Raw genomic sequence first — 20972 nt, forward strand, 5'->3', positions numbered from 1 at the left:
GTCTGAAATCCCCAGGATATGGAGATCAGACGCTGTGCTTTTCGTCTTTTTTGGTACGCCCCAACAGGCTCAACGCGGCTTCGCGGGCATTTTTATGGCAGTACAGCACCTGATAAATCTGCTCGGTAATCGGCATTTCCACACCGTGCCGTTGCGCCAGCGCCAAAACCTCTTTGGTATTACGATAGCCTTCGACCACCTGACCGATGCTGTCTTGCGCTTCTTGCACGCCTTTTCCCTGCCCCAGCATAATACCGAAGCGGCGGTTGCGCGATTGATTATCGGTGCAGGTCAGCACCAGATCGCCCAAACCGGCCATACCCATGAAGGTCGACGGATCGGCACCCAGCGCGGAACCGAGGCGGCTCATTTCCGCCAGGCCACGGGTAATCAATGCTGTACGCGCATTAGCGCCAAAGCCAATGCCGTCCGACATCCCGGCACCGATGGCAATCACGTTCTTCACCGCCCCGCCCAACTGCACGCCGATAAAATCCGGATTGCTGTAAACGCGGAAGCTTTTGCCGCAGTGCAGCAACTGTTGCAGATCTTCAGCGAACTGAGTATCGGTGGAAGCCAGCGCAATCGCGGTCGGCAACCCAGCGGCCAGCTCTTTGGCGAACGTGGGCCCCGAGACCACCGCCAGCGGGATATCATCGCCCAGCACTTCTCGCGCCACGTCCTGCAGCAGCCGGCCGGTTTCCGCTTCCAGCCCTTTGGTCGCCCACACGATGCGGGCATCCGGACGCAGATGCGGTTTCAGCTGGTGCAATACGTCACCGAACACATGGCTTGGCACCACCACCAGCACATCGCGGCTGGCAGCCAGCGCACGCGCCAGATCGGCTTCGAGCAACAGCGTGTCGGGGAAGGCAACGTCGGGAAGAAACGCCTGGTTGCAGCGGTCATGCTGCAATTTTTGAATTTGCTCGGGGTTATGCCCCCACAGCACCACGGGGTGGCCGTTACGCGCCAGCGTAATGGCTAATGCGGTGCCGTACGAGCCGGCACCGATAACAGTCATTGAAGCATTGACGGTGTTCATCAGGCATCCTGATGTGGTGCGGCACCTTCGCCTTCCGACTGCTGTTGCAGATAGTTCATGAACAACGCGTCGAAGTTAACCGGTGCCAGGTTCAGTTGCGGGAATGTGCCGCGAGAAACCAGGCTGGTGATGCACTCACGCGCATACGGGAACAGAATGTTCGGGCAGTATGCGCCCAGGCAATGCGCCAGCTGCGTGCCGTCGATGCCTGCAACAGAGAAGATGCCCGCCTGCTGCACTTCACACAGGAACGCAGTTTCTTCGCCCAGAGACGCAGTCACGGTTACGCGCAGTACAACTTCATACACTTCGTCAGCCAACTGGCTGGAAGCGGTATCTAGATCCAGTTTAACTTCTGGCTGCCATTCCTGCTGGAAAACCTGTGGAGCGTTTGGCGCTTCGAAGGAGATATCCTTGGTGTAAATGCGCTGAATCTGGAAAGCCATCTCTGTGCTGTTTTGTTCTGACATGTGTGTAATACCCTTGGTTAAACGTCCTTATTGACACTCAGTAACCGGCAGCGGCCCGTTTAAAGCAACGGATCCAGACCACCACGAGCATCGAGTTCATATAAATCATCGCAGCCGCCGATGTGTTGGCCATCGATGAAAATCTGAGGCACGGTGGTGCGCCCACTGCGCGCAATCATCGCTTCGCGTTTTTCATTATCGCCATCAATGGCGATTTCGTTAAACGCCGCGCCCTTACCGTTCAGCAGCGCTTTGGCGCGATGGCAGAACGGGCAGGTCGCTTTGGTGTAGATATCAATGTTAGCCATGGATTACCACCTCAAATACGTTAAATAATTACTTACCGCGCACTAACGGCAGGTTTTCCCCGCTCCAGCCGGCAATACCGTCTTTCAGCATGGCCACGTTTTCAAAACCGGCCTTGCTCAGGTTTTCCGCCGGCTCGCGGGACGCGGTGCCGTTGGCGCAAACCACGATGATCGGCTGAGCCTTGTGCTTTTCCAGTTCGCCCAGGCTGCCGCTTTTGATTTCACTCGCCGTCAGGTTGATGGCATTGGCCAGGTGGCCTTTACGGAAATCATCGCGGCTGCGGGTATCAACCACCACCGCATCTTCTTTATTAATCAGGCGGGTGGCTTCACCACGAGCGATCTCTTTCACCTTGGAGAAACGGCTTTTGAACGTCATGACGATCACGGCAACGAGCAAGCCAATCCAAGCCAGGCTCAGTATGGGATGCTTGCTAACGAATTGCATAATTTCTTGCAGCATGGGGTGTAACAACTCCCGTCAGTTAAGGGAAAAATAAGTCAAGGCTCCAGAGTATACCTGCCGAGTGCGGCAAATACAGCCAATAAGCAAACGCTATTGCAGAAACTGCGGGGTACGCTGAGAAATTGCCGGCGTCAGAGCATAAAAGCCGGCCTTGTTCACCGCAACTTTGATCTCTCGGGGCTCTTTTTAATCGTACGCGTTGTAAAATCAGGCGGTTTTAGGGTGAATAGCCATCATTCCGGTTGCGGGCCGATGGCTATTCACATCTTAAAAGTTCATAACGAGGTTAATGCAATGTCGAGTAACAAAAAGCCGATGGTGCTGGTGATTCTGGACGGCTACGGCCACCGGGAGGAGCAGCAGGACAATGCCATTCTGAACGCCAAAACGCCGGTGATGGATCGCCTGTGGCAACGGCAGCCGCATACCCTGATCGCCGCTTCAGGCCTGGATGTGGGCTTGCCTGACGGCCAGATGGGCAACTCGGAGGTCGGCCACGTCAACCTGGGCGCCGGGCGCATCGTTTATCAGGATTTGACCCGACTGGACAAAGAAATCAACGACGGCGACTTTTTCGCTAACCCAACGCTGACGGCGGCGGTCGACAAGGCAGTGCGGGCAGGCAAAGCGGTGCATATCATGGGCCTGCTGTCGCCGGGTGGCGTGCACAGCCACGAAGACCATATTTTGGCCATGATTGAACTGGCCGCTCAACGCGGCGCTAAAGCCCTGTACCTGCACGCCTTTCTGGATGGCCGCGACACCCCGCCACGCAGCGCAGAAAACTCGCTGCGGCGCTTTAGCGACACCTTTGCCAAACTGGGCACCGGACGCATCGCCTCGCTGATTGGCCGCTATTACGCCATGGACCGCGATAACCGCTGGGATCGTGTTCAACTGGCTTATGATCTGCTGACTCAGGCTCAGGGCGATTACGTGGCCGATAACGCCGTTGCCGCTCTGCAAGCCGCTTATGAGCGTGGCGAAAACGACGAATTCGTGAAACCGACCGTGCTCCAGGCCACCGGTGAAGCCCCTGCCGCGCTGCAGGATGGCGACGCGCTGATTTTCATGAACTTCCGCGCCGATCGCGCGCGCCAGATCGTTCGCGCCTTCGTGAATGCCGATTTCGACGGTTTTCCTCGCGCCAGGGTGGTGAACCTCGGCGATTTCGTGATGCTGACCGAATACGCCGCCGACATCAAAGCCCCTTGCGCCTACCCGCCAGCGTCGTTGAGCAACACCTTCGGCGAATGGCTGATGAAGCACGACAAAACCCAGTTGCGCATCTCGGAAACCGAAAAATACGCACACGTCACTTTCTTCTATAACGGCGGTGTGGAAGAACCGTTCAAAGGCGAAGAACGCGTGTTGATCAACTCGCCCAAAGTCGCCACCTACGATCTGCAACCGGAAATGAGTTCGGCCGAGCTGACCGACAAACTGCTGAGCGCCATCGGCAGCGGCAAATACGACGCCATTATCTGCAACTACCCGAACGGCGACATGGTGGGCCATACCGGCGTCTATGACGCAGCAGTAAAAGCGGTCGAAACCCTCGATAGCTGCATCGCGCAAGTCGTAGAAGCCGTTAAGGCCGCCGACGGGCAACTGTTGATCACCGCCGATCACGGCAACGCCGAACAAATGCGCGATCCGGCCACCGGCCAGGCACATACCGCCCATACCAGCCTGCCGGTGCCGCTGATTTACATCGGCAAGCCTGCTCACGCGGTCAGCGGTGGCAAGCTTTCCGACATCGCGCCAACCATGCTGACGCTGATGGGAATGGAAATCCCGAAAGAGATGACTGGTAAGCCGCTGTTCATCGTGGAATAATCCTTCTCCATGAGGGAGAAGGCGTTTTTTGCACTATCAAGGGTAACCCGAAGCGCAAACGCAGGCAGCCAGCCGCTGCCTGAACGCACCGCGCCAAGGAAGTTGACCACCATGTGCGCCAGCGTATTTTGCGCTGGCGTCTTGCTGTTGCCGTTAGCCGGACAGGCGGCGGAAGACAACAAATCCCAGCTCAAAGATATCCAGCAAAGCATCGCCGAAAAAGAGAAGGCGGTTAAACAGCAGCAGCAACAACGCAGCTCATTGCAGGATCAGCTTAAACAGCAGGAAAAAACCATCGCACAGGCCAGCCGCCTGCTGCGTGACACCCAGGGCACGCTGAGCCAACTGGGGAAAGACATTTCCGGCCTGAATGCCTCCATCGCCAAGCTGCAAAAGCAGCAGTCCACTCAGCAAGAGATCCTCGCCAAACAGCTCGACGCCGCTTTCCGCCAGGGGCAACACAGCGCAGTGCAACTGATCCTCAGCGGTGAGGAGAGCCAACGCAGCGAGCGTATTCTGGCTTACTTCGGCTATCTGAACGAGGCGCGTCAGCAAACCATCGAAGAGCTGAAGCAAACCCGCGCCGAGCTGGCAAAGCAAAAAACCACGCTGGTGGCCAAACAGGGTCAACAGAAATCGCTGTTGGGCGAACAGCAGACGCAACAGCAGAAGCTGGAGCAGGCACGTGGGGCACGTAAAAAAACCCTGACCGCACTGGAAGCCTCGCTGGAAAAAGATCAGCAGCGGCTGGTGGAACTGCGTCAGAACGAAACCCGCATGCGCGATAAAATTGCCCGTGCTGAACGCGAAGCCCGCGCCCGTGCCGAACGTGAAGCGCGTGAAGCCGCCAAGGTGCGTGAGCAAGTGCGCGCCAAAGAACAACAGGCGAAGAAAACCGGCACCAGCTACAAACCTAGCGAAGCCGACCGCTCGCTGATGGCCCGTACCGGTGGCCTCGGCAGACCGGGCGGACAGGCGATATGGCCGGTTCGTGGCCGCACCTTGCACAGCTTCGGTGAACAATTGCAGGGTGAGTTACGCTGGAAAGGTATGGTGATCTCGGCCGCCGAAGGCAGTGAAGTGAAAGCCATTGCCGACGGCCGCGTATTGCTGGCCGACTGGCTGCAAGGCTACGGTCTGGTGGTCGTGGTCGAGCACGGTAAGGGCGACATGAGCCTGTATGGCTATAACCAAAGTGCGTTGGTCAATGTCGGGGCGCAGGTCCGCACCGGCCAGCCGATAGCCTTGGTAGGTACCAGCGGGGGTCAGGGAACGCCGTCGCTTTATTTCGAAATCCGTCGTCAGGGTCAGGCGGTTAACCCACTACCGTGGTTGGGAAGATAGATTTGCGCTATATCAAAACCCGTACTGTCGTATTGATTGGCTGTCTCTTGCAGGTTTACGCTGCGCAGGCAGGGAAGTTGTCCATCGTTATCGATGACGTGGGTTACAGGCCGCACGAAGAAGGCGCCGTGCTGCAAATGCCGACGGCGATCTCCGTTGCCGTGCTGCCCAACGCTCCTCACGCCCGTTTAATGGCCACCCGCGCCCACAGCCAGGGCCGCGAAGTGCTAATTCATATGCCTATGGCACCGCTCAGCAAACAGCCGTTGGAGCGCGATACGCTGCAGCCCTCCATGAGCAGCGAAGAGATTCAGCGCATCATCCGCAATGCGGTGAATAACGTGCCTTACGCGGTGGGGATGAACAACCACATGGGCAGCGCCATGACCTCCAACCTGCCAGGCATGCAGAAAGTCATGCAGGCGCTTGAAAGCTACCGTTTGTATTTTCTCGATAGCATGACCATCGGCAATAGCCAGGCCACGCGCGCCGCCGCAGGCACCGGAGTGAAGGTCATCAAACGCAAGGTATTCCTGGACGATACGGCCAACGAGGCCGATATTCGCCGCCAGTTCAACCGTGCGGTCGAATTGGCACGGCGCAACGGCTCTGCCATTGCTATTGGCCACCCACGCCCGGCAACGGTGAAAGTGCTACAGCAAATGTTGCCGACGCTGCCGGCCGATATCGTGCTGGTGAAACCCAGCTCGCTGCTGAATGAACCCCAGGGTAACAGCGGTGGCGGCAGTTACGTTCCACCACCGGTCAAGCCGCAAAAACCGCAGCCGAAGAACCCGTTCACCGGCGGTATCAAGCAGTGCAAGGTCAAATTGCCGAAGGAAAAAGTCAACGCAGGCAAGGCGATAAGCGTGATCGGCGAAAGCGTAGCTCAGTCCGCGGCGGTCGAGTTTATCAAACGCCAGTGGCATCGCTTGACCGACTCAGCGCCAGACAAACCGAAAGCATAAAATCAGGGCCGGAAAATTCCGGCCCTTTTTACTGTCAATCCCAGCTCAGAACCACTTTTCCGGACTGTCCGGAGCGCATTGCGTCAAATCCCTGTTGGAACTGATCGATCGAGAAACGATGGGTGATGATAGGCGTCAAATCCAGACCAGACTGGATCAGCGCCGCCATCTTATACCAGGTCTCAAACATCTCTCTGCCATAAATCCCTTTGATAAACAGCCCTTTGAAGATCACCTGATTCCAGTCGATCGACATATCCGACGGTGGAATGCCCAGCATGGCGATGCGCCCACCGTGGTTCATCGCGTTCAGCAACGTGCGGAAAGCCGGTGGTGCGCCGGACATTTCCAGCCCCACGTCGAACCCTTCGGTCATGCCCAGTTCGGCCATCACGTCGTTCAGGTTTTCTTTGCTGACGTTCACCGCACGGGTCACGCCCATTTTACGCGCCAGTTCCAGCCGATATTCGTTAACGTCGGTGATCACTACGTGGCGGGCACCAACGTGCTTGCACACCGCAGCGGCCATAATGCCTATCGGACCGGCACCGGAAACCAACACGTCTTCGCCAACCAGATCGAACGACAGCGCCGTATGCACCGCATTGCCGAACGGATCGAAGATTGACGCCAGTTCATCGGAAATATTGTCCGGGATCTTGAAAGCGTTAAATGCCGGGATCACCAGATATTCAGCAAACGAGCCAGGGCGGTTCACACCCACGCCAATGGTATTGCGGCACAGATGGGTACGACCGCCACGGCAGTTACGGCAATGGCCGCAAGTGATGTGGCCTTCGCCGGAAACGCGGTCACCGACGTTAAACCCTTTAACTTCCTGGCCAATGGCGACCACTTCGCCCACATACTCGTGGCCGACCACCATAGGTACCGGAATGGTTTTCTGCGACCATTCATCCCAGTTATAAATATGAACATCGGTACCGCAGATCGCGGTTTTACGGATTTTAATCATGATGTCGTTATGACCCAGCTCCGGCTGAGGCACATCGGTCATCCAAATTCCTTCTTCCGCTTTCAGTTTTGACAATGCTTTCATGGTTTTACCTTATGCAATAACGCCAAGATCCTTACCGATACGAATGAACGCCGCGACCGCACGTTCAATTTGCTCCGGGGTGTGGTCAGCAGACATCTGGGTACGGATGCGCGCCTGGCCTTTCGGCACCACCGGATAGAAGAAACCAGTCACATAAATGCCTTCCTTGAGCAGCGCGTTGGCGAACTCCTGCGCCAGCTTCGCTTCACCCAACATCACCGGGATGATGGCGTGATCGGCCCCGGCCAGCTCAAAGCCCGCCGCGGTCATTTTTTCACGGAACAGGCTCGCATTAGCCCACAGGCGATCGCGCAGTGCATCGCCCTCTTCCAGCAATTCCAATACTTTAATCGACGCGGCGACAATCGCCGGCGCCAGCGAGTTGGAGAACAGATAAGGGCGCGACCGCTGACGCAGCCACTCCACAACCTCTTTCTTCGCCGCAGTGTAACCGCCGGAAGCGCCGCCCAGCGCTTTGCCCAGGGTGCCGGTAATGATGTCGACGCGGCCCATCACCTCACAATACTCGTGGGTGCCACGCCCGTTGGCGCCAACGAAACCTACCGCATGAGAATCATCCACCATCACCAGCGCCTGATACTGGTCCGCCAGGTCGCATACCCCTTTCAGGTTGGCGATCACGCCGTCCATGGAGAACACGCCGTCGGTAGCGATCATGATGTGGCGCGCGCCATCGGCCTTGGCCTGTTTCAGCTGCACAGCCAGCTCGTTCATGTCGTTATTGGCATAGCGGTAACGCTTCGCCTTGCACAAACGTACGCCATCGATGATCGACGCGTGGTTCAGCGTGTCGGAGATAATCGCGTCTTCCGGCCCAAGCAGCGTTTCGAACAGCCCGCCGTTGGCATCGAAGCAAGAGGAATACAGGATGGCGTCTTCCATACCGAGAAAATCGGCCAATTTCCGCTCCAGCTGCTTATGGCTGTCCTGGGTGCCGCAAATAAAGCGCACCGACGCCATGCCGAAACCGTGGCTGTCCATACCGGCCTTGGCCGCCGCGATCATCGCCGGATGGTTGGCCAGGCCAAGGTAGTTGTTGGCGCAGAAATTGATCACATGGCGGCCGTCGGCAACGGCGATATCAGCCTGCTGAGCGGTAGTGATAATGCGCTCTTCCTTGAACAACCCTTCGCTACGGGCGGTTGCAAGCTGTTGTTCCAACTGCTGATAAAAAGACGCGGACATTCGGTTATCTCCAGGATGGGTCTGTTTTCCACATATTTTACTGATTTGTAACCAAACTGACGACAATACACAGGAGAGAATATGAAAATTGCAGCATATATCACGGCAAAGTGCTTTGATGCTCGACATCGCGGGATATTCAGAGCCCGTCCGATGTTTGCGGCGGCATGAAATGCTATTATAAGCGGCATTGAGCGTGGGGCACCCTGTCCCACCGGGCAGAATAATAGGGGTAACCCAATGATTATCGTTACTGGTGGCGCCGGCATGATCGGCAGCAATATCATTAAGGCGCTGAATGACACAGGGTATCGCGATATCCTGGTGGTAGATAACCTGAAAGACGGCACCAAATTCGCCAACCTGGTCGATCTGGATATCGCCGACTATATCGATAAAGAAGATTTTATCGCCAACATCGTGGCCGGTGACGATCTGGGTGAAATCGACGCGGTGTTCCATGAAGGTGCCTGCTCGTCCACCACCGAGTGGGACGGCAAGTACATGATGGACAACAACTATCAGTACTCCAAAGACCTGCTGCATTATTGTCTGGATCGCGAAATCCCGTTCCTGTACGCCTCATCGGCAGCCACCTATGGCGGCCGTGAAGAATTTATCGAAGAGCGCCAGTTTGAAGAGCCGCTGAACGTATACGGTTACTCCAAATTCCTGTTCGATCAGTACGTCCGTGAAATTCTGCCTGAGGCGGATTCACAGATCTGCGGCTTCCGTTACTTCAACGTTTATGGCCCTCGCGAAGGCCACAAAGGCAGCATGGCCAGCGTTGCATTCCACCTGAATAACCAGATCAACCGCGGCGAGAACCCGAAACTGTTCGACGGCAGCCAGGACTTTAAGCGTGACTTTATCTACGTTGGCGACGTGGCGGCGGTAAACCTGTGGTTCTGGAAAAGCGGCGTGTCCGGCATCTTCAACTGCGGCACCGGCCGTGCAGAAACCTTCCAGGCGGTAGCCGACGCGGTAGTCGATTTCCACCAGAAAGGCGCGGTGGAAAATATCCCGTTCCCGGAAAAACTCAAAGGCCGCTACCAGGCGTTTACCCAGGCCGACCTGACCAAGCTGCGCGCTGCCGGCTATGATGCACCGTTCAAAACGGTCGCCGAAGGCGTGAAAGAGTACATGGCCTGGTTGAACCGTACCGCTTAAGCTGAAGGAAATCATTCAGGGCATGAAAATACTGGTTATCGGCCCTTCGTGGGTTGGCGATATGATGATGTCGCAAAGTCTCTACCGCACCCTGAAGGCCGAGCACCCGACAGCGGAAATTGACGTGATGGCGCCCGCCTGGTGCCGTCCGTTGCTGGCGCGTATGCCGGAGGTCAATCAGGCTCTGTCTATGCCGTTAGGCCACGGGGCGCTGGCGCTCGGTGAACGCCGGCGATTGGGGCGCGCACTGCGCGCCAACGGCTACGATCGTGCTTACGTGCTGCCCAACTCGTTCAAATCCGCGTTGGTGCCGTTCTTTGCTCAGGTGCCGCAGCGTACCGGTTGGCGCGGCGAAATGCGCTACGGCCTGCTGAATGATCTCCGGGTGCTGGACAAGGCGGCCTTTCCGCTGATGGTACAGCGCTATGTGGCGCTGGCTTATGACAAGCAACGCATTCAGCGCGCCGAAGATCTGCCGCAGCCGTTGCTGTGGCCGCAGTTGCAAGTGAGCGACGAAGAAATTGCCGAAACCACCGCGGCCTTCAACCTGACCGGGAGCCGGCCGATTATCGGTTTCTGCCCGGGGGCCGAATTTGGCCCGGCCAAGCGCTGGCCGCACTACCACTACGCCCGACTGGCCCAGATGCTGATCGACCGGGGTTATCAAATCGCACTGTTTGGCTCAGCCAAGGATCACGAAGCGGGCGAACAAATCCGCGCGGCGCTGGATGACGACGCCCGAGTATTTTGTATGAATCTGGCTGGGGAAACCCAGCTGGAACAGGCTGTGATCCTGCTGGCGTCCTGCCAGGCCGTGGTCAGCAACGACTCAGGCCTGATGCACGTTGCAGCGGCCTTGAATAAGCCGCTGATAGCGTTGTACGGGCCAAGCAGCCCGGATTTCACGCCGCCGCTGTCCGATAAAGCCAAAGTGATCCGCTTAATCAGTGGTTACCATAAGATACGCAAAGGCGATGCCGACCAGGGTTACCATCAGAGCCTGATCGATATTCAGCCACAGCAGGTGTTGGACGCGCTGACGCCGTTACTTGCCGCCAGCGAGGAATAAATAAGCATGCAGGTGTTGATTGTAAAAACGTCCTCGATGGGAGACGTGCTCCATACGCTACCGGCGTTGACCGACGCCATGCGGGCGATCCCCGGCATCCGCTTCGATTGGGTGGTGGAGGAAGGGTTCAGCCAGATCCCCTCCTGGCATCCGGCGGTAGACCGCGTGATCCCGGTGGCGATCCGTCGCTGGCGCAAAAACTGGTTTGGCAGCGAGACCCGTCAGGAGCGTTGCGATTTTAAACGTCTGGTGCAGGAGCGCACCTACGACGTGGTGATCGACGCCCAGGGTTTAATCAAAAGCGCCGCATTGATCACCCGCATAGCCAAAGGCAGCAAGCACGGCCAGGATGCCAAGAGCGCCCGTGAACCCTTTGCCAGCTGGTTCTACAATCACCGTCATGACATCGCCAAACAGCAGCACGCCGTGGAGCGCACCCGTGAGCTGTTTGCCAAAAGCCTGGGCTACGACAAGCCGGAAAGCTACGGCGATTACGCCATTGCGGCGCGCTTTCTCAGTCACCTGCCGGCCGACGCCGGGCAATACCTGGTGTTTTTGCACGCGACGACCCGCGATGAGAAACATTGGCCAGAGTCGCACTGGCGGGAACTGATTGAACTGATGGCGCCAAGTGGCTTGAAGATCAAATTGCCGTGGGGCGCGGAGCACGAACGCCTACGCGCGCTGCGCTTGGCGGAAGGCTTTCCCCACGTTGAGGTGCTGCCAAAACTCAGCCTGCAGCAGGTAGCCGAGGTGCTGGCAGGCGCGAAAGGCGTGGTCTCGGTCGATACCGGTCTCAGCCACCTGACCGCAGCACTCGACAGGCCTAACATTACGCTGTTCGGCCCGACAGATCCGGGATTGATCGGCGGCTATGGGCAAAATCAATATGCCTGCCGACCAGAGTCAGGCAATAGCATGGCGGAGATCTCCGCGCAACAAGTCGCGGCACTGATTCACGACAGGATGCCGGTGTAATGGGAACTTTTTTCAAGCAAATATATCGTTATACGCATGCCAGACCCTTTCGGCATAACGAAAATCTCTGGCCATACGTAAAGATTAAGCGCGCCGCCAGCGGGGAAATCGTCGCGCTGCATTACAAACGACAACAGGTACCGTTGGTGCCACTGGCTACGCTGCAGGGGCATTTTTCCGGTGATATCCTGTTGACGGCAACCGGCCCGTCAGTGAAAAACCTGTGCCTGGAAAAATTCCCCCCGATGCCGGCGATGGGGGTCAACGGCGCCTACTCCTTGCAAGACCGCGTCGACTTTAGATTCTACGTCATTGTGGATATGGGATTTATCGACCAGAAACCGGAAATTATCGGCCGTATTATCGCTGACGATCGGCTAACGTTGTTCACCACTGTGCACGGCGTGGCGAAAATCATCGACAGATTCACCCTGGAGCAGGTGAAGTGCCGTTTCGCCGTGATCGAAGACGCCGCGTTTAAAATTTATCAGCCCAGAATTACCCATGATGAACTGTGGCCGGCTTACCGCAATAATCGCGACGTCACTTTTGCCGATGGCCGAAAAGACATCGCGTTTAATCACGATATTCGCAGCGGCATCTTTGATGCCGGCACCGTTATTTACTGGGCGCTGCAGATCCTTACCTTCCTCGGCTTCAAGCGGTTATTTATCATCGGTCTGGACATGAATAATTTCCACCAGCCACGTTTTTATGAAGCCGCAGAGAATAAGCTTTCCACCGATTTGGAGAGCAAAGTTGACGACCTGGTGATGCCGTCATTCCGCCATGCCAGCTTTCAAATGAAAGCAAAAGATATCGCCATAAAAAACCTTTCCGTAGCCAGCGCAATCAGCAATGAAATTTTCGAGAAGGCCGATCCTGATGCAGTATTCAAGTAATGCTTTTCATCCGAAAAAGCTATACGTTTTGTTTTTTCTACTTTTTTCTTTTTTCAGCGCCATATTCTGCGGTTTTACCAAAGTTAATAATCTGTTCCACCTTTCGGCAATTCTATTCATTATCACGCTGTATCTCGATAAAGATCTGCGGATGTCATTTTTCCGCCATAGAGAAACTCGCTGGGGATTGGCGCTCATTGGTGCGATGTTGCTCTATTTTGCCTGCAGTAACCTGTGGACAGACGACCCAGGAAATATCGAGTCGACACTGACGCACAGTATTTATCTGTTGCTGTATCTGGGCATGCTGATCACCGTTCTGAGCGGGCCTCAGCGTAACCTGCTGTTGATCAGCATAATAATGGGATTAACGATCCTGTGTCTGTACTCATTATGCTTTGATTACCAAGACATTCTGATTAACCGCGTGGTATCAAAAAACAATCCTGGTCCCGAGAATGTGATCGATTTGGCGGGGTTGGCCGGGATTGGCGTGATACTGAGCCTGATCGCTTTTCGCGAAAAAAAGAACGCGGCGATCCTGCTCGCCATCCCGATACTGTTCGGCACCATGCTGCTCACCCAGAGCCGTGGCCCAGTGCTTTCATTGCTTATCGCGCTGCTGGTGACGCTACCCCACAGGCAGCTTAGGCTAAAGCATCTGGCTTACTTTTTGATTGCTCTGGCCATCGTGGCTGCGGCAGTGCTGTTCTCACCCATCGGGCATTTGCTCCTCACCCGCTTTGAAGAAATGTATGTGCAGAGCTTTTTGCGTTTGAGTATCTGGCGGCATACCTTCGAACTGGTGAGCCAGGCACCGTATTTAGGTTACGGTTTCAATTATGAGTTGGATTTTACCAACTATTCCGGCGAGCATATTCGCACCACGCACAGCCTTTACTGGGGCGCTTTGCTGAAGGGGGGAATCGTCGGGTTGGGTTTGCTGCTGGCTGTCTTGAGCTACTGCGGTTCTCTGGCCGTGCGCCATATGCGCAGCGGTATGCGGCTTGAAGCTGCGCTGTTCATTTTCATGCTGCTGTTCTATTCCTCACAGGGCATGTTCATGATCGGCAACCCGGCAGAATTCTGGTACCTGTTCTGGTTCACGTTAGGCGTCGCCATAACGCCCAAACCGAGACCACAGACCTGTTGACCGATCGTCAGTGCCACCCTTCGGGTGGCACTTTTATGCCTTAGAGAGCCACTTCACGCCGCAGTGAACGCTCATTTTCCATCAATGCAATCTGCTCACCAATCTGCTGATTGATAACCTCAACCGGCACATCGCTCACGTTTTCCTTTTCCGTCACGATCTGCACCGCATTGCCATAGTTGGGTGACCAGATAACATGACCTGGCAGTCCGGTATCTTTAAGTTTTCGCTGGTTATAAATGGCAACAAGACGTTTATTGAAAGCGCAGGCCATATGCACGATCGACGTATCGGGTGAAATGATCAAATCCGCTCTTTTAACAATCTCTACGGCCGTGTTTACGGTGCTGCCAGGAATGTAAATGCAGTCAGCCATGTTAAGGGCCGCAACTTTGCTTTCCTGTCCAATAAGAACAATCAGCGAATTTTTAGCCCGCGATTTTATGAGACTGATAATGTCCTGCGTTTGCTGGCGGGATAAATCCTTGTCCGCGGAGCCGGTGAAGGGATTGATGGCAACAAGAAAGTTGTAGCGCAATCCGGCCAGAGCAGCGCTGACTTTATCGACCGACGCCGGCGTCGGCTCCAGATCATAGCAATATTCCGCGCAACCCACGCCCAGCAAACGCAGCACCCGTTTATGCCGTTCAGTGACGTGCGTCTCGGCATCCAGGAAATCAATTGAGGTGTCATACATTGGATAACCTTGTTTGTTAAAACCAATGGTATGCCTGGCGCCAAGCTTATAAATTAATCGGCAGCGCTCATAAGTGGTGACATCATCAAAATCAATCACCACATCAAAATGCTGCTTTTTCAGCGCCCTCAGCGACTCTCGGCGTTGGTAAATATAGAATTTTGCAATGTGCTTTACGCCGGACAACATATTTTTGCAGGCCGCCCCGGAAAGGATAGAAACCTGATGGCCGGAGTCAGCGAGTTTCTTTATCACCCCGGTAGCAACCACCATATCGCCTATTTTATCATCCAGGCGTAACAACAAGACTTTCTTCATGCTTGCAGGTTCAAAGCTGCGGTTGCCCCTTTTCCTCATTAGGCACCAGGAAATGAGCAGCCGTAACTTTACCTTTCTCAATAAAAGGTTTTTTACCCGAGTAACTTTGCCAAATAGCTTCATCGTTGATAACTCATTTTTTTGGCAGTCATGCCTTCCCTTGCAGCGATCAATAAAACCGACGTTTTTTTATTCGGCAACTATTCGCAACACTCTTTCCATCACTTCTTCACTGCTGATAATGCTCAATGGCTGATGACGTTGTTCTTCACTGAGGTTCTGCGTATCTATCGGCACATACATCACCTGATGCAGCTCGGTATTCTGATAGGGCCCGGTTTGCTTCGGATTCGCCGTCACGAACAGGCTGACGGTTTTGGTTTTCAGCGCTATGGCCAGATGCAGCGGCCCGGTATCGCCGGTAACCAGCACCTCCATATTTTTCATCACCGCCAACAGTTGCGGCAACGTAGTTTTACCAATATGGCTGATAACCCGGGTTTGCTCTTCCACCGTCAACCCCGCCATAAACTCATGCTCAATCGCCTTTTCTTTCGGCGTGCCAATCAGGGCTATCCGGTAATCCGGCGAACGGGCCAACAACTTTTTGGCCAATCCAACAAACCGGCTAACCGGCCAACAACGCAAGGGTTCGGACGCACCCATCTGGAACCCAATCACCACTTCGCCTGGCTGTTTTTGCTGCGACGGGAAATCTACCGGGATAAACATTTCCCGGTTTTGCGTATCGCAACCCAACTGCCCCACCAGATCCAACTTGCGCTGAATCAGATGGCCTTTTCCACGGATGCTGGTACCGGTGAGCCATTGCTCCATGCCGGTCAGATCGTTTTTATACGCATCTTTAAACAGATATTCGCAGCCGGACAAGATCGCGGTGATCACATCATAAGGTGCTTTGGAATGCAGAATCACCGCCAACTGCGGCCGATTTTTCTTTAGCCGACAGATAACGCCGAGCATATCCTTGGCTTTATGATCCCAATAGATGACGTCGTCAAAATAGCTGCTGGTACCCACCAGGCCGCCGTTCTTATAGCTGGAGATCAACGTGATTTTTGCTGCAGGATAGCGTTCACGTATGGCGCGGATGGCAGGCGTATTGAACATCAAATCGCCCAGCGCGGTGGTTGAGAAGATGGCGATACGGTCAAAATCGCGTTTTTTGTCGAACGTGTCTTTATCTCTAAAATTACTGCCAAGGTTCGTATAAAGCCGCAGACAGGCATTCGCCAGCTTTACTTTCCATTGCTTCGACATTTCAGTTCACTTTAAGTTGATAGTACTCGGCTAGCGTCATACCCACCGTACGCTGCTGCAGCCAGGCGAACAGTTGCTCCAAATCGCGATACAGCCCTTCAATATCCTGCTCGGTTTTAAACGTCGGGCTGCCACCAGGCATAAACTCGGAGGAGTGCAGCATAAATTCAACGTAGTCATGCCCCTGCGCCAAACAACGCTCAACCACACGCTGCATTTTTTCCAGATTGGCGCCGCTTGGACGCAGCCAGTTTACCGACGGAGAACGCTGTTTGCCGCGCAGTCGATCGTAACCCTGCTTGATCGTATTCATCAGCGCCGAATGCTTATACTGGATGCTCATCGGCACTTCCAGCAGCGTTGAGGCGCCTGCTTCGGCGATATTTTCCGGATCGATAAAATAGGCCTGTGACGGGAAGTGTCGGTAGTCGGTGCCGCCTTTCCCTTGCGGGTTTCCCGGCGAATATTGCCAGTTGACGCGTGGCGTGACCGAGCAATCCACCTGATAGCCGTATTCCAGCAACAACGCCGCATAGTATTCGTTAAACGCCCAGCGTCCGGCGCGGTGGCTGAGCATTTTGGTCTGGAAAGCATCCTCCAGCAGCTTGGTCATATGATCGACCTTGGCGCGTATTTGATCGGCCGGGTATTCGATCAGATATGGTTTGTGCCGCCAGTCATCGTCGGTCAACGGCGTCAGAGGCGGGCTGTTCCAGGCGTGCAGGTGCATTCCTACTTCCCCGGTACCGCGCGCAATCACATCGCGGGCAAACTCGACATATTCGGCGTCTACCGCCATTTCATAGTTGGTGAGATACACCGGCTTGAAGCCATATTTCTCACACAACGCTTGAAAGCGCGGCAAAAAGCGCGTGTTTTCGGTCGAAATGCGATCGTGGTTTTGCCACAGATTGTCGCCTTCGGTATCAATGGTGATGAGAAACGCCGGTTTAGTCATGAATATAGAGCCTGATATCAACAAAATGCATTATACCCGTCGCCTTTCAAGCCGCAGGGTTGTTAACTGCACTCAGTGACGTGGCCCATCCGTGGGCCACGCCCCTTAAGGGGCCGCTGCAAGCAGCGTTCAAATCTGCTCCCGGCAGATTTGTCACCCCAGTCACTTACCGCAATAAGCTCCAGGAGTGAGTAAGCTGGTCGCCTGGCTGCAACTTGAAATTCATAGGGTATGCATGTTACGCAGGGCGGTTCGCCAGGGCAAACGACTTTACTGCCTGGTTTGGACAACGTTGAAGGCCTTTTGTCTCTCCTTCACGCTATTTTTTCACTTCGCGGCAAGAAAACCGTGCAACAGTAGCCACATGCGATCGGGTCATTTAGAATCAAAGATTGGTTTCCCTGAAAGCGACTCATGATGAACGACGCGCCAGCCCTAGCTCCTGATACCTCAATACAGCGTATTCTGATCGTTAAACTTCGCCATCACGGCGACATGTTGCTGGTCACACCGGTCATCAATACCCTGCAGCAAAACTACCCGCAGGCGCAGATCGACGTGCTGCTGTATAAAGAAACCCAGGATATGCTGGCCAGCCACCCGGCGCTGTCGAATATCTTCGTTATCGATCGCCAATGGAAAAAACAGGGTACGAAAGCCCATCTGCGCCACGAGCTGAATCTGATCCGGCAGCTCAAAGGCCAAGGCTACGATCTGGTGGTCAATCTGGCCGATCAGTGGCGTAGCGCCATTATCGCCCGCCTGACCGGAGCGCGTATTCGGTTGGGGTTCGATTTTCCCAAGCGGCGAGGCTTCTTATGGCGCCATTGCCACACGCATTTGGTGCCGGTAAGCGATCACGCACGGCTGCATACCGTTGAACAGAATCTGTCACTGTTACAACCGCTCGGCCTGCCCACCCTCAACCAGCAGGTGACCATGAGCTATCCGCCGCAGGATTGGCAAACCTGCGAGCAGTTGTTACGGCAACGGGGCATTGCCGGCGATTATATCGTGGTACAACCCACGTCCCGCTGGTTCTTCAAATGCTGGAGCGAAGAAAAAATGGCCGCCACTATCAGCGCGTTGCAGGCCGACGGCCACCGGTTGGTGATCACCTCGGGGCCAGACACAAAAGAGCGGGAAATGGTAGAGCGCATTCTGGCTCTCTGCCCCCCACAGGGCGTAGTTTCGCTGGCCGGCCAGTTAACGCTGCGTCAGCTTGCCGCCCTGATCGACCACGCTAAACTGTTTATCGGTGTAGATTCGGTGCCCATGCACATGGCCGCTGCGCTGCAGACCCCCTGCATTGCACTGTTTGGCCCTTCCAAGCTGGTGTTTTGGCGCCCATGGCAGGTTAACGGCTGCGTGATATGGGCCGGTGACTTCGGCACCTTGCCCGATCCGGATGCCATCAATACCGGCACTGATGAACGTTACCTGGACCTTATACCCACAGACGCGGTGATTGCAGCCGCGCGGAGCCGGCTAGCATGAAAGCATTTCGTTTGGCGATCGTTCGTCAAAAGTACCGCCCGGACGGTGGAGCGGAGCGTTTCGTCTCACGCGCCCTGGAAGCGCTGGAGCAGCAGGACCTCGAACTGAACGTTATCACCCGCGAATGGCAGGGTGACACCCATCCGAACTGGCATATTCATTTGTGCAATCCGATAAAGCTTGGGCGCATCAGCCGTGAACGCGGCTTTGCCGAGGCCGCCAGAGCGCTATGGCAGAAAGAGAAATTCGATCTGGTGCAGAGCCACGAACGCATTCCCGGCTGCGATATTTACCGCGCCGGTGATGGCGTGCACCGACGCTGGTTGTTGCAGAGGGCGCGCTTGCTGCCCGAATGGCGCCGCAAATGGCTGTTTTCCAACCGCTATCACCGTTACGTAATGTGTGCGGAACGTGCGATGTATGCCGCACCGGAACTGAAAGCGGTCATCTGCAACGCAGAAATGATTAAGCAGGAGATCATCGACGACTTTGGGGTGCCGGCCGATAAAATCACGGTGATCTACAACGCCATCGATAATCAAAAATTTCTGCCCGCCACGCCCGATCAGCGGCAGCAATTGCGTCGGCAATACCAGATCCCTCAACAGGCACACTGCCTGATTTTTGTTGGTTCCGGCTTTGAACGCAAAGGGCTGGCCGCCGCCATCCGCGCCGTCGCTGCCACGGACAGCTATCTGCTGGTCGTCGGCAAAGATAAGGCTGAAAAGCGCTATCAGGCGCTGGCACAGTCGCTGGGATGCGGCGATCGCGTACGGTTTATGGGCGTGCAAAAACAGACGCTGCCGTTCTATCAGATGGCTGATGCCCTGCTGCTGCCCACACTGTACGACCCGTTCCCCAATGTGATTCTGGAGGCGATGTCCTGCGGTCTGCCCGTCATCACCAGTACCACCTGCGGTGGCGCGGAATTTATCGCCCAGGGAGAAAACGGCTTCGTAACCGATGCGCTGGATGTTCCCGCCCTGGTCGCGGCGGTCAAGGCACTGCCTCGTCAGGCATTAGGTTCGTCTATGGGCGAAGCCGCGAGGTTGCGTATTATGTCTGCCACCCCGGCGCACCTGTCGGAACAACTGATATCCCTCTATAACCGGTTGCTGGATTAACGATGCGTATTCTGATGATTATCGACGGCCTGCCCGGCGGCGGCGCAGAAAAAGTAGTACTGACGCTGTGCCAGGGCATGCAGGAAATGGGTAATGACGTCAGCCTGATTTCGCTTCGCGACGTCTGTAACTACCCTATCCCTCCTGGCGTTCATTATCAGGTGGTGGCGGATCGCAGCCGCTCGCCCTGGCGCAAACTGACCGAACTGTCACGCCGCGCCGCCGCGCTGGATCGGGTGATTGCCGACAACGAACGCCGGCAGGGCGCCTATGATTTGGTGTTCTCGAACCTGCATAAAACCGATCGCATCGTCAGCCGCAGCAAGCTGCTCTCTTCGGATCGCCTGTGGTTTTGTATCCACGGCATGTTATCGACCTCTTATCTCGGTCATCGCAAGGGCTTGGATCGTTGGCTGAAACAGCGGAAAATCGCCGGCGTTTACCAGGGCCAAAATATCGTTGCCGTCTCAAAAGCCGTCGGTGAAGATCTGCAACAAAACCTGCCTATCCACCCGAACCGGTTGGCGGTAATCAACAATCCGTTTGATATTGCCGCCATCGAACAACAGGCGGCGGAACCCTGTGAGCTGGCGGGCCAGGAGTATCTGGTGCACGTCGGGCGCTTTCATCCGCACAAACGGCACGATCGCCTGCTGAAAGCCTATGCGCAATCGGGCATACAGGCACCGCTGGCACTGATTGGCGCCGGCAGCGAAACCAACGTAGGGGAAGTGAAACAGCTGGCAAGCCAGTTGGGCATCGCCGACCGCGTACTGTTCCTCGGTTTCCAGGCCAACCCTTATCCGTTTATTCGGCACGCGTCGTTGTTGGTGCTCAGTTCCGACAGCGAAGGCTTTGGCAATGTGCTGGTGGAAGCGTTGCTATGCGGCACGCCGGTGGTCAGTACACGCTGCCCGGGTGGGCCTGCGGAAATCCTTGAAAATGCCGGGATGGGTAACGCACTGGCAGAACTCAATGAAAAATCGTTGGCAGAAAAAATGGCGCAGATTTACGCCAAACCGCCTGAAATTAACCACCGGCAGTTGCTTAGCTATGGACTTGAACCTATTTGTCAGAGCTATTTGGCGCTTAAAAAATAAATAAGGCAGGGAATTCCCT

Annotated in this window: 20 protein-coding genes; 11 read left to right on the top strand and 9 right to left on the bottom strand. The window is 55.4% G+C overall.

Annotated elements, in window-relative coordinates; translation table 11 throughout:
- Nucleotides 1-25: 25 nt before the first annotated feature.
- Genes gpsA through QZQ97_RS23645 form a run of 4 tightly spaced genes read right to left on the bottom strand, consistent with a single transcriptional unit; the run spans nucleotide 26 to nucleotide 2286 of the window.
- Complete coding sequence (gpsA, locus tag QZQ97_RS23630; RefSeq protein ID WP_311995412.1) at nucleotides 26-1045, bottom strand: NAD(P)H-dependent glycerol-3-phosphate dehydrogenase; 1020 nt, start codon at nucleotides 1043-1045, stop codon at nucleotides 26-28.
- Nucleotides 1045-1515, bottom strand: coding sequence for a protein-export chaperone SecB (gene secB / locus QZQ97_RS23635; protein WP_006317729.1), 471 nt, complete (start codon nucleotides 1513-1515; stop codon nucleotides 1045-1047). The genes gpsA and secB overlap by 1 nt, the downstream gene beginning before the upstream one ends.
- A gap of 59 nt (nucleotides 1516-1574) precedes the next feature.
- A complete protein-coding gene (gene grxC / locus QZQ97_RS23640) occupies nucleotides 1575-1823 on the bottom strand; it encodes a glutaredoxin 3 (RefSeq protein WP_126486055.1) in 249 nt (82 codons plus the stop codon).
- 28 nt (nucleotides 1824-1851) lie between these two features.
- A complete protein-coding gene (locus tag QZQ97_RS23645; RefSeq protein ID WP_004953261.1) occupies nucleotides 1852-2286 on the bottom strand; it encodes a rhodanese-like domain-containing protein in 435 nt (144 codons plus the stop codon).
- A gap of 297 nt (nucleotides 2287-2583) precedes the next feature.
- Between QZQ97_RS23645 and gpmM the strand changes: the two genes are divergently transcribed.
- From gpmM to QZQ97_RS23660, 3 genes are read left to right on the top strand one after another with little or no spacing between them, the layout of a single operon-like run.
- A complete protein-coding gene (gene gpmM / locus QZQ97_RS23650) occupies nucleotides 2584-4128 on the top strand; it encodes a 2,3-bisphosphoglycerate-independent phosphoglycerate mutase (RefSeq protein WP_311995413.1) in 1545 nt (514 codons plus the stop codon).
- A gap of 9 nt (nucleotides 4129-4137) precedes the next feature.
- Nucleotides 4138-5472, top strand: a complete 1335-nt coding sequence (gene envC, locus QZQ97_RS23655) for a murein hydrolase activator EnvC (RefSeq protein ID WP_311995414.1) — start codon at nucleotides 4138-4140, stop codon at nucleotides 5470-5472.
- A 2-nt stretch (nucleotides 5473-5474) separates the two neighbouring features.
- Entirely contained in the window at nucleotides 5475-6440 is a 966-nt protein-coding gene (locus tag QZQ97_RS23660; RefSeq protein ID WP_311995415.1) for a divergent polysaccharide deacetylase family protein, read from the top strand.
- A 34-nt stretch (nucleotides 6441-6474) separates the two neighbouring features.
- Here the strand turns inward: QZQ97_RS23660 and tdh are convergent, their stop codons facing one another.
- Both tdh and kbl read right to left on the bottom strand, forming a co-directional pair.
- Nucleotides 6475-7500, bottom strand: coding sequence for an L-threonine 3-dehydrogenase (gene tdh / locus QZQ97_RS23665; RefSeq protein WP_311995416.1), 1026 nt, complete (start codon nucleotides 7498-7500; stop codon nucleotides 6475-6477).
- A gap of 9 nt (nucleotides 7501-7509) precedes the next feature.
- Complete coding sequence (kbl, locus tag QZQ97_RS23670; RefSeq protein ID WP_311995417.1) at nucleotides 7510-8706, bottom strand: glycine C-acetyltransferase; 1197 nt, start codon at nucleotides 8704-8706, stop codon at nucleotides 7510-7512.
- A 240-nt stretch (nucleotides 8707-8946) separates the two neighbouring features.
- Between kbl and rfaD the strand changes: the two genes are divergently transcribed.
- The 5 genes from rfaD to QZQ97_RS23695 all read left to right on the top strand — a co-directional run bounded on the left by rfaD (nucleotide 8947) and on the right by QZQ97_RS23695 (nucleotide 13978).
- Nucleotides 8947-9876, top strand: coding sequence for an ADP-glyceromanno-heptose 6-epimerase (gene rfaD, locus QZQ97_RS23675; protein WP_311995418.1), 930 nt, complete (start codon nucleotides 8947-8949; stop codon nucleotides 9874-9876).
- Nucleotides 9877-9898: 22 nt separating this feature from the next.
- Nucleotides 9899-10945, top strand: a complete 1047-nt coding sequence (gene rfaF, locus QZQ97_RS23680) for an ADP-heptose--LPS heptosyltransferase RfaF (protein ID WP_311995419.1) — start codon at nucleotides 9899-9901, stop codon at nucleotides 10943-10945.
- A 6-nt stretch (nucleotides 10946-10951) separates the two neighbouring features.
- The gene (rfaC, locus tag QZQ97_RS23685; protein ID WP_311995420.1) at nucleotides 10952-11923 is read left to right on the top strand and encodes a lipopolysaccharide heptosyltransferase RfaC; all 972 of its coding nucleotides are present in this window, start codon (nucleotides 10952-10954) and stop codon (nucleotides 11921-11923) included.
- On the top strand, nucleotides 11923-12825 hold the full coding sequence (locus tag QZQ97_RS23690) for a sugar glycosyltransferase (RefSeq protein WP_311995421.1): 903 nt from the start codon (nucleotides 11923-11925) through the stop codon (nucleotides 12823-12825). The genes rfaC and QZQ97_RS23690 overlap by 1 nt, the downstream gene beginning before the upstream one ends.
- 151 nt (nucleotides 12826-12976) lie before the next feature.
- The gene (locus QZQ97_RS23695) at nucleotides 12977-13978 is read left to right on the top strand and encodes an O-antigen ligase family protein (RefSeq protein ID WP_311995422.1); all 1002 of its coding nucleotides are present in this window, start codon (nucleotides 12977-12979) and stop codon (nucleotides 13976-13978) included.
- 40 nt (nucleotides 13979-14018) lie between these two features.
- On the opposite strand, the gene QZQ97_RS23700 is transcribed toward QZQ97_RS23695, so the two are convergent.
- From QZQ97_RS23700 to QZQ97_RS23710, 3 genes are all read right to left on the bottom strand, one after another.
- Nucleotides 14019-15116 (bottom strand): glycosyltransferase family 9 protein, encoded by a 1098-nt coding sequence (locus tag QZQ97_RS23700; protein ID WP_311995423.1) that lies wholly within the window; start codon nucleotides 15114-15116, stop codon nucleotides 14019-14021.
- Nucleotides 15117-15182: 66 nt separating this feature from the next.
- On the bottom strand, nucleotides 15183-16274 hold the full coding sequence (locus tag QZQ97_RS23705) for a glycosyltransferase family 9 protein (protein ID WP_311995424.1): 1092 nt from the start codon (nucleotides 16272-16274) through the stop codon (nucleotides 15183-15185).
- A 1-nt stretch (nucleotide 16275) separates the two neighbouring features.
- The gene (locus tag QZQ97_RS23710; RefSeq protein WP_311995425.1) at nucleotides 16276-17232 is read right to left on the bottom strand and encodes a polysaccharide deacetylase family protein; all 957 of its coding nucleotides are present in this window, start codon (nucleotides 17230-17232) and stop codon (nucleotides 16276-16278) included.
- Nucleotides 17233-17646: 414 nt separating this feature from the next.
- Between QZQ97_RS23710 and rfaQ the strand changes: the two genes are divergently transcribed.
- Genes rfaQ through QZQ97_RS23725 form a run of 3 tightly spaced genes read left to right on the top strand, consistent with a single transcriptional unit; the run spans nucleotide 17647 to nucleotide 20953 of the window.
- Nucleotides 17647-18729 carry a putative lipopolysaccharide heptosyltransferase III gene (gene rfaQ, locus QZQ97_RS23715; RefSeq protein WP_311995426.1) on the top strand — a complete coding sequence of 361 codons (1083 nt, stop codon included), beginning with the start codon at nucleotides 17647-17649 and terminating at the stop codon, nucleotides 18727-18729.
- The gene (locus QZQ97_RS23720; RefSeq protein ID WP_311995427.1) at nucleotides 18726-19853 is read left to right on the top strand and encodes a glycosyltransferase family 4 protein; all 1128 of its coding nucleotides are present in this window, start codon (nucleotides 18726-18728) and stop codon (nucleotides 19851-19853) included. The genes rfaQ and QZQ97_RS23720 overlap by 4 nt, the downstream gene beginning before the upstream one ends.
- 2 nt (nucleotides 19854-19855) lie before the next feature.
- A complete protein-coding gene (locus tag QZQ97_RS23725) occupies nucleotides 19856-20953 on the top strand; it encodes a glycosyltransferase (RefSeq protein WP_311995428.1) in 1098 nt (365 codons plus the stop codon).
- Nucleotides 20954-20972 lie beyond the last annotated feature (19 nt).

The sequence above is a fragment of the Serratia sp. root2 genome, from assembly GCF_031931805.1.
Taxonomy (GTDB): domain Bacteria; phylum Pseudomonadota; class Gammaproteobacteria; order Enterobacterales; family Enterobacteriaceae; genus Serratia; species Serratia inhibens.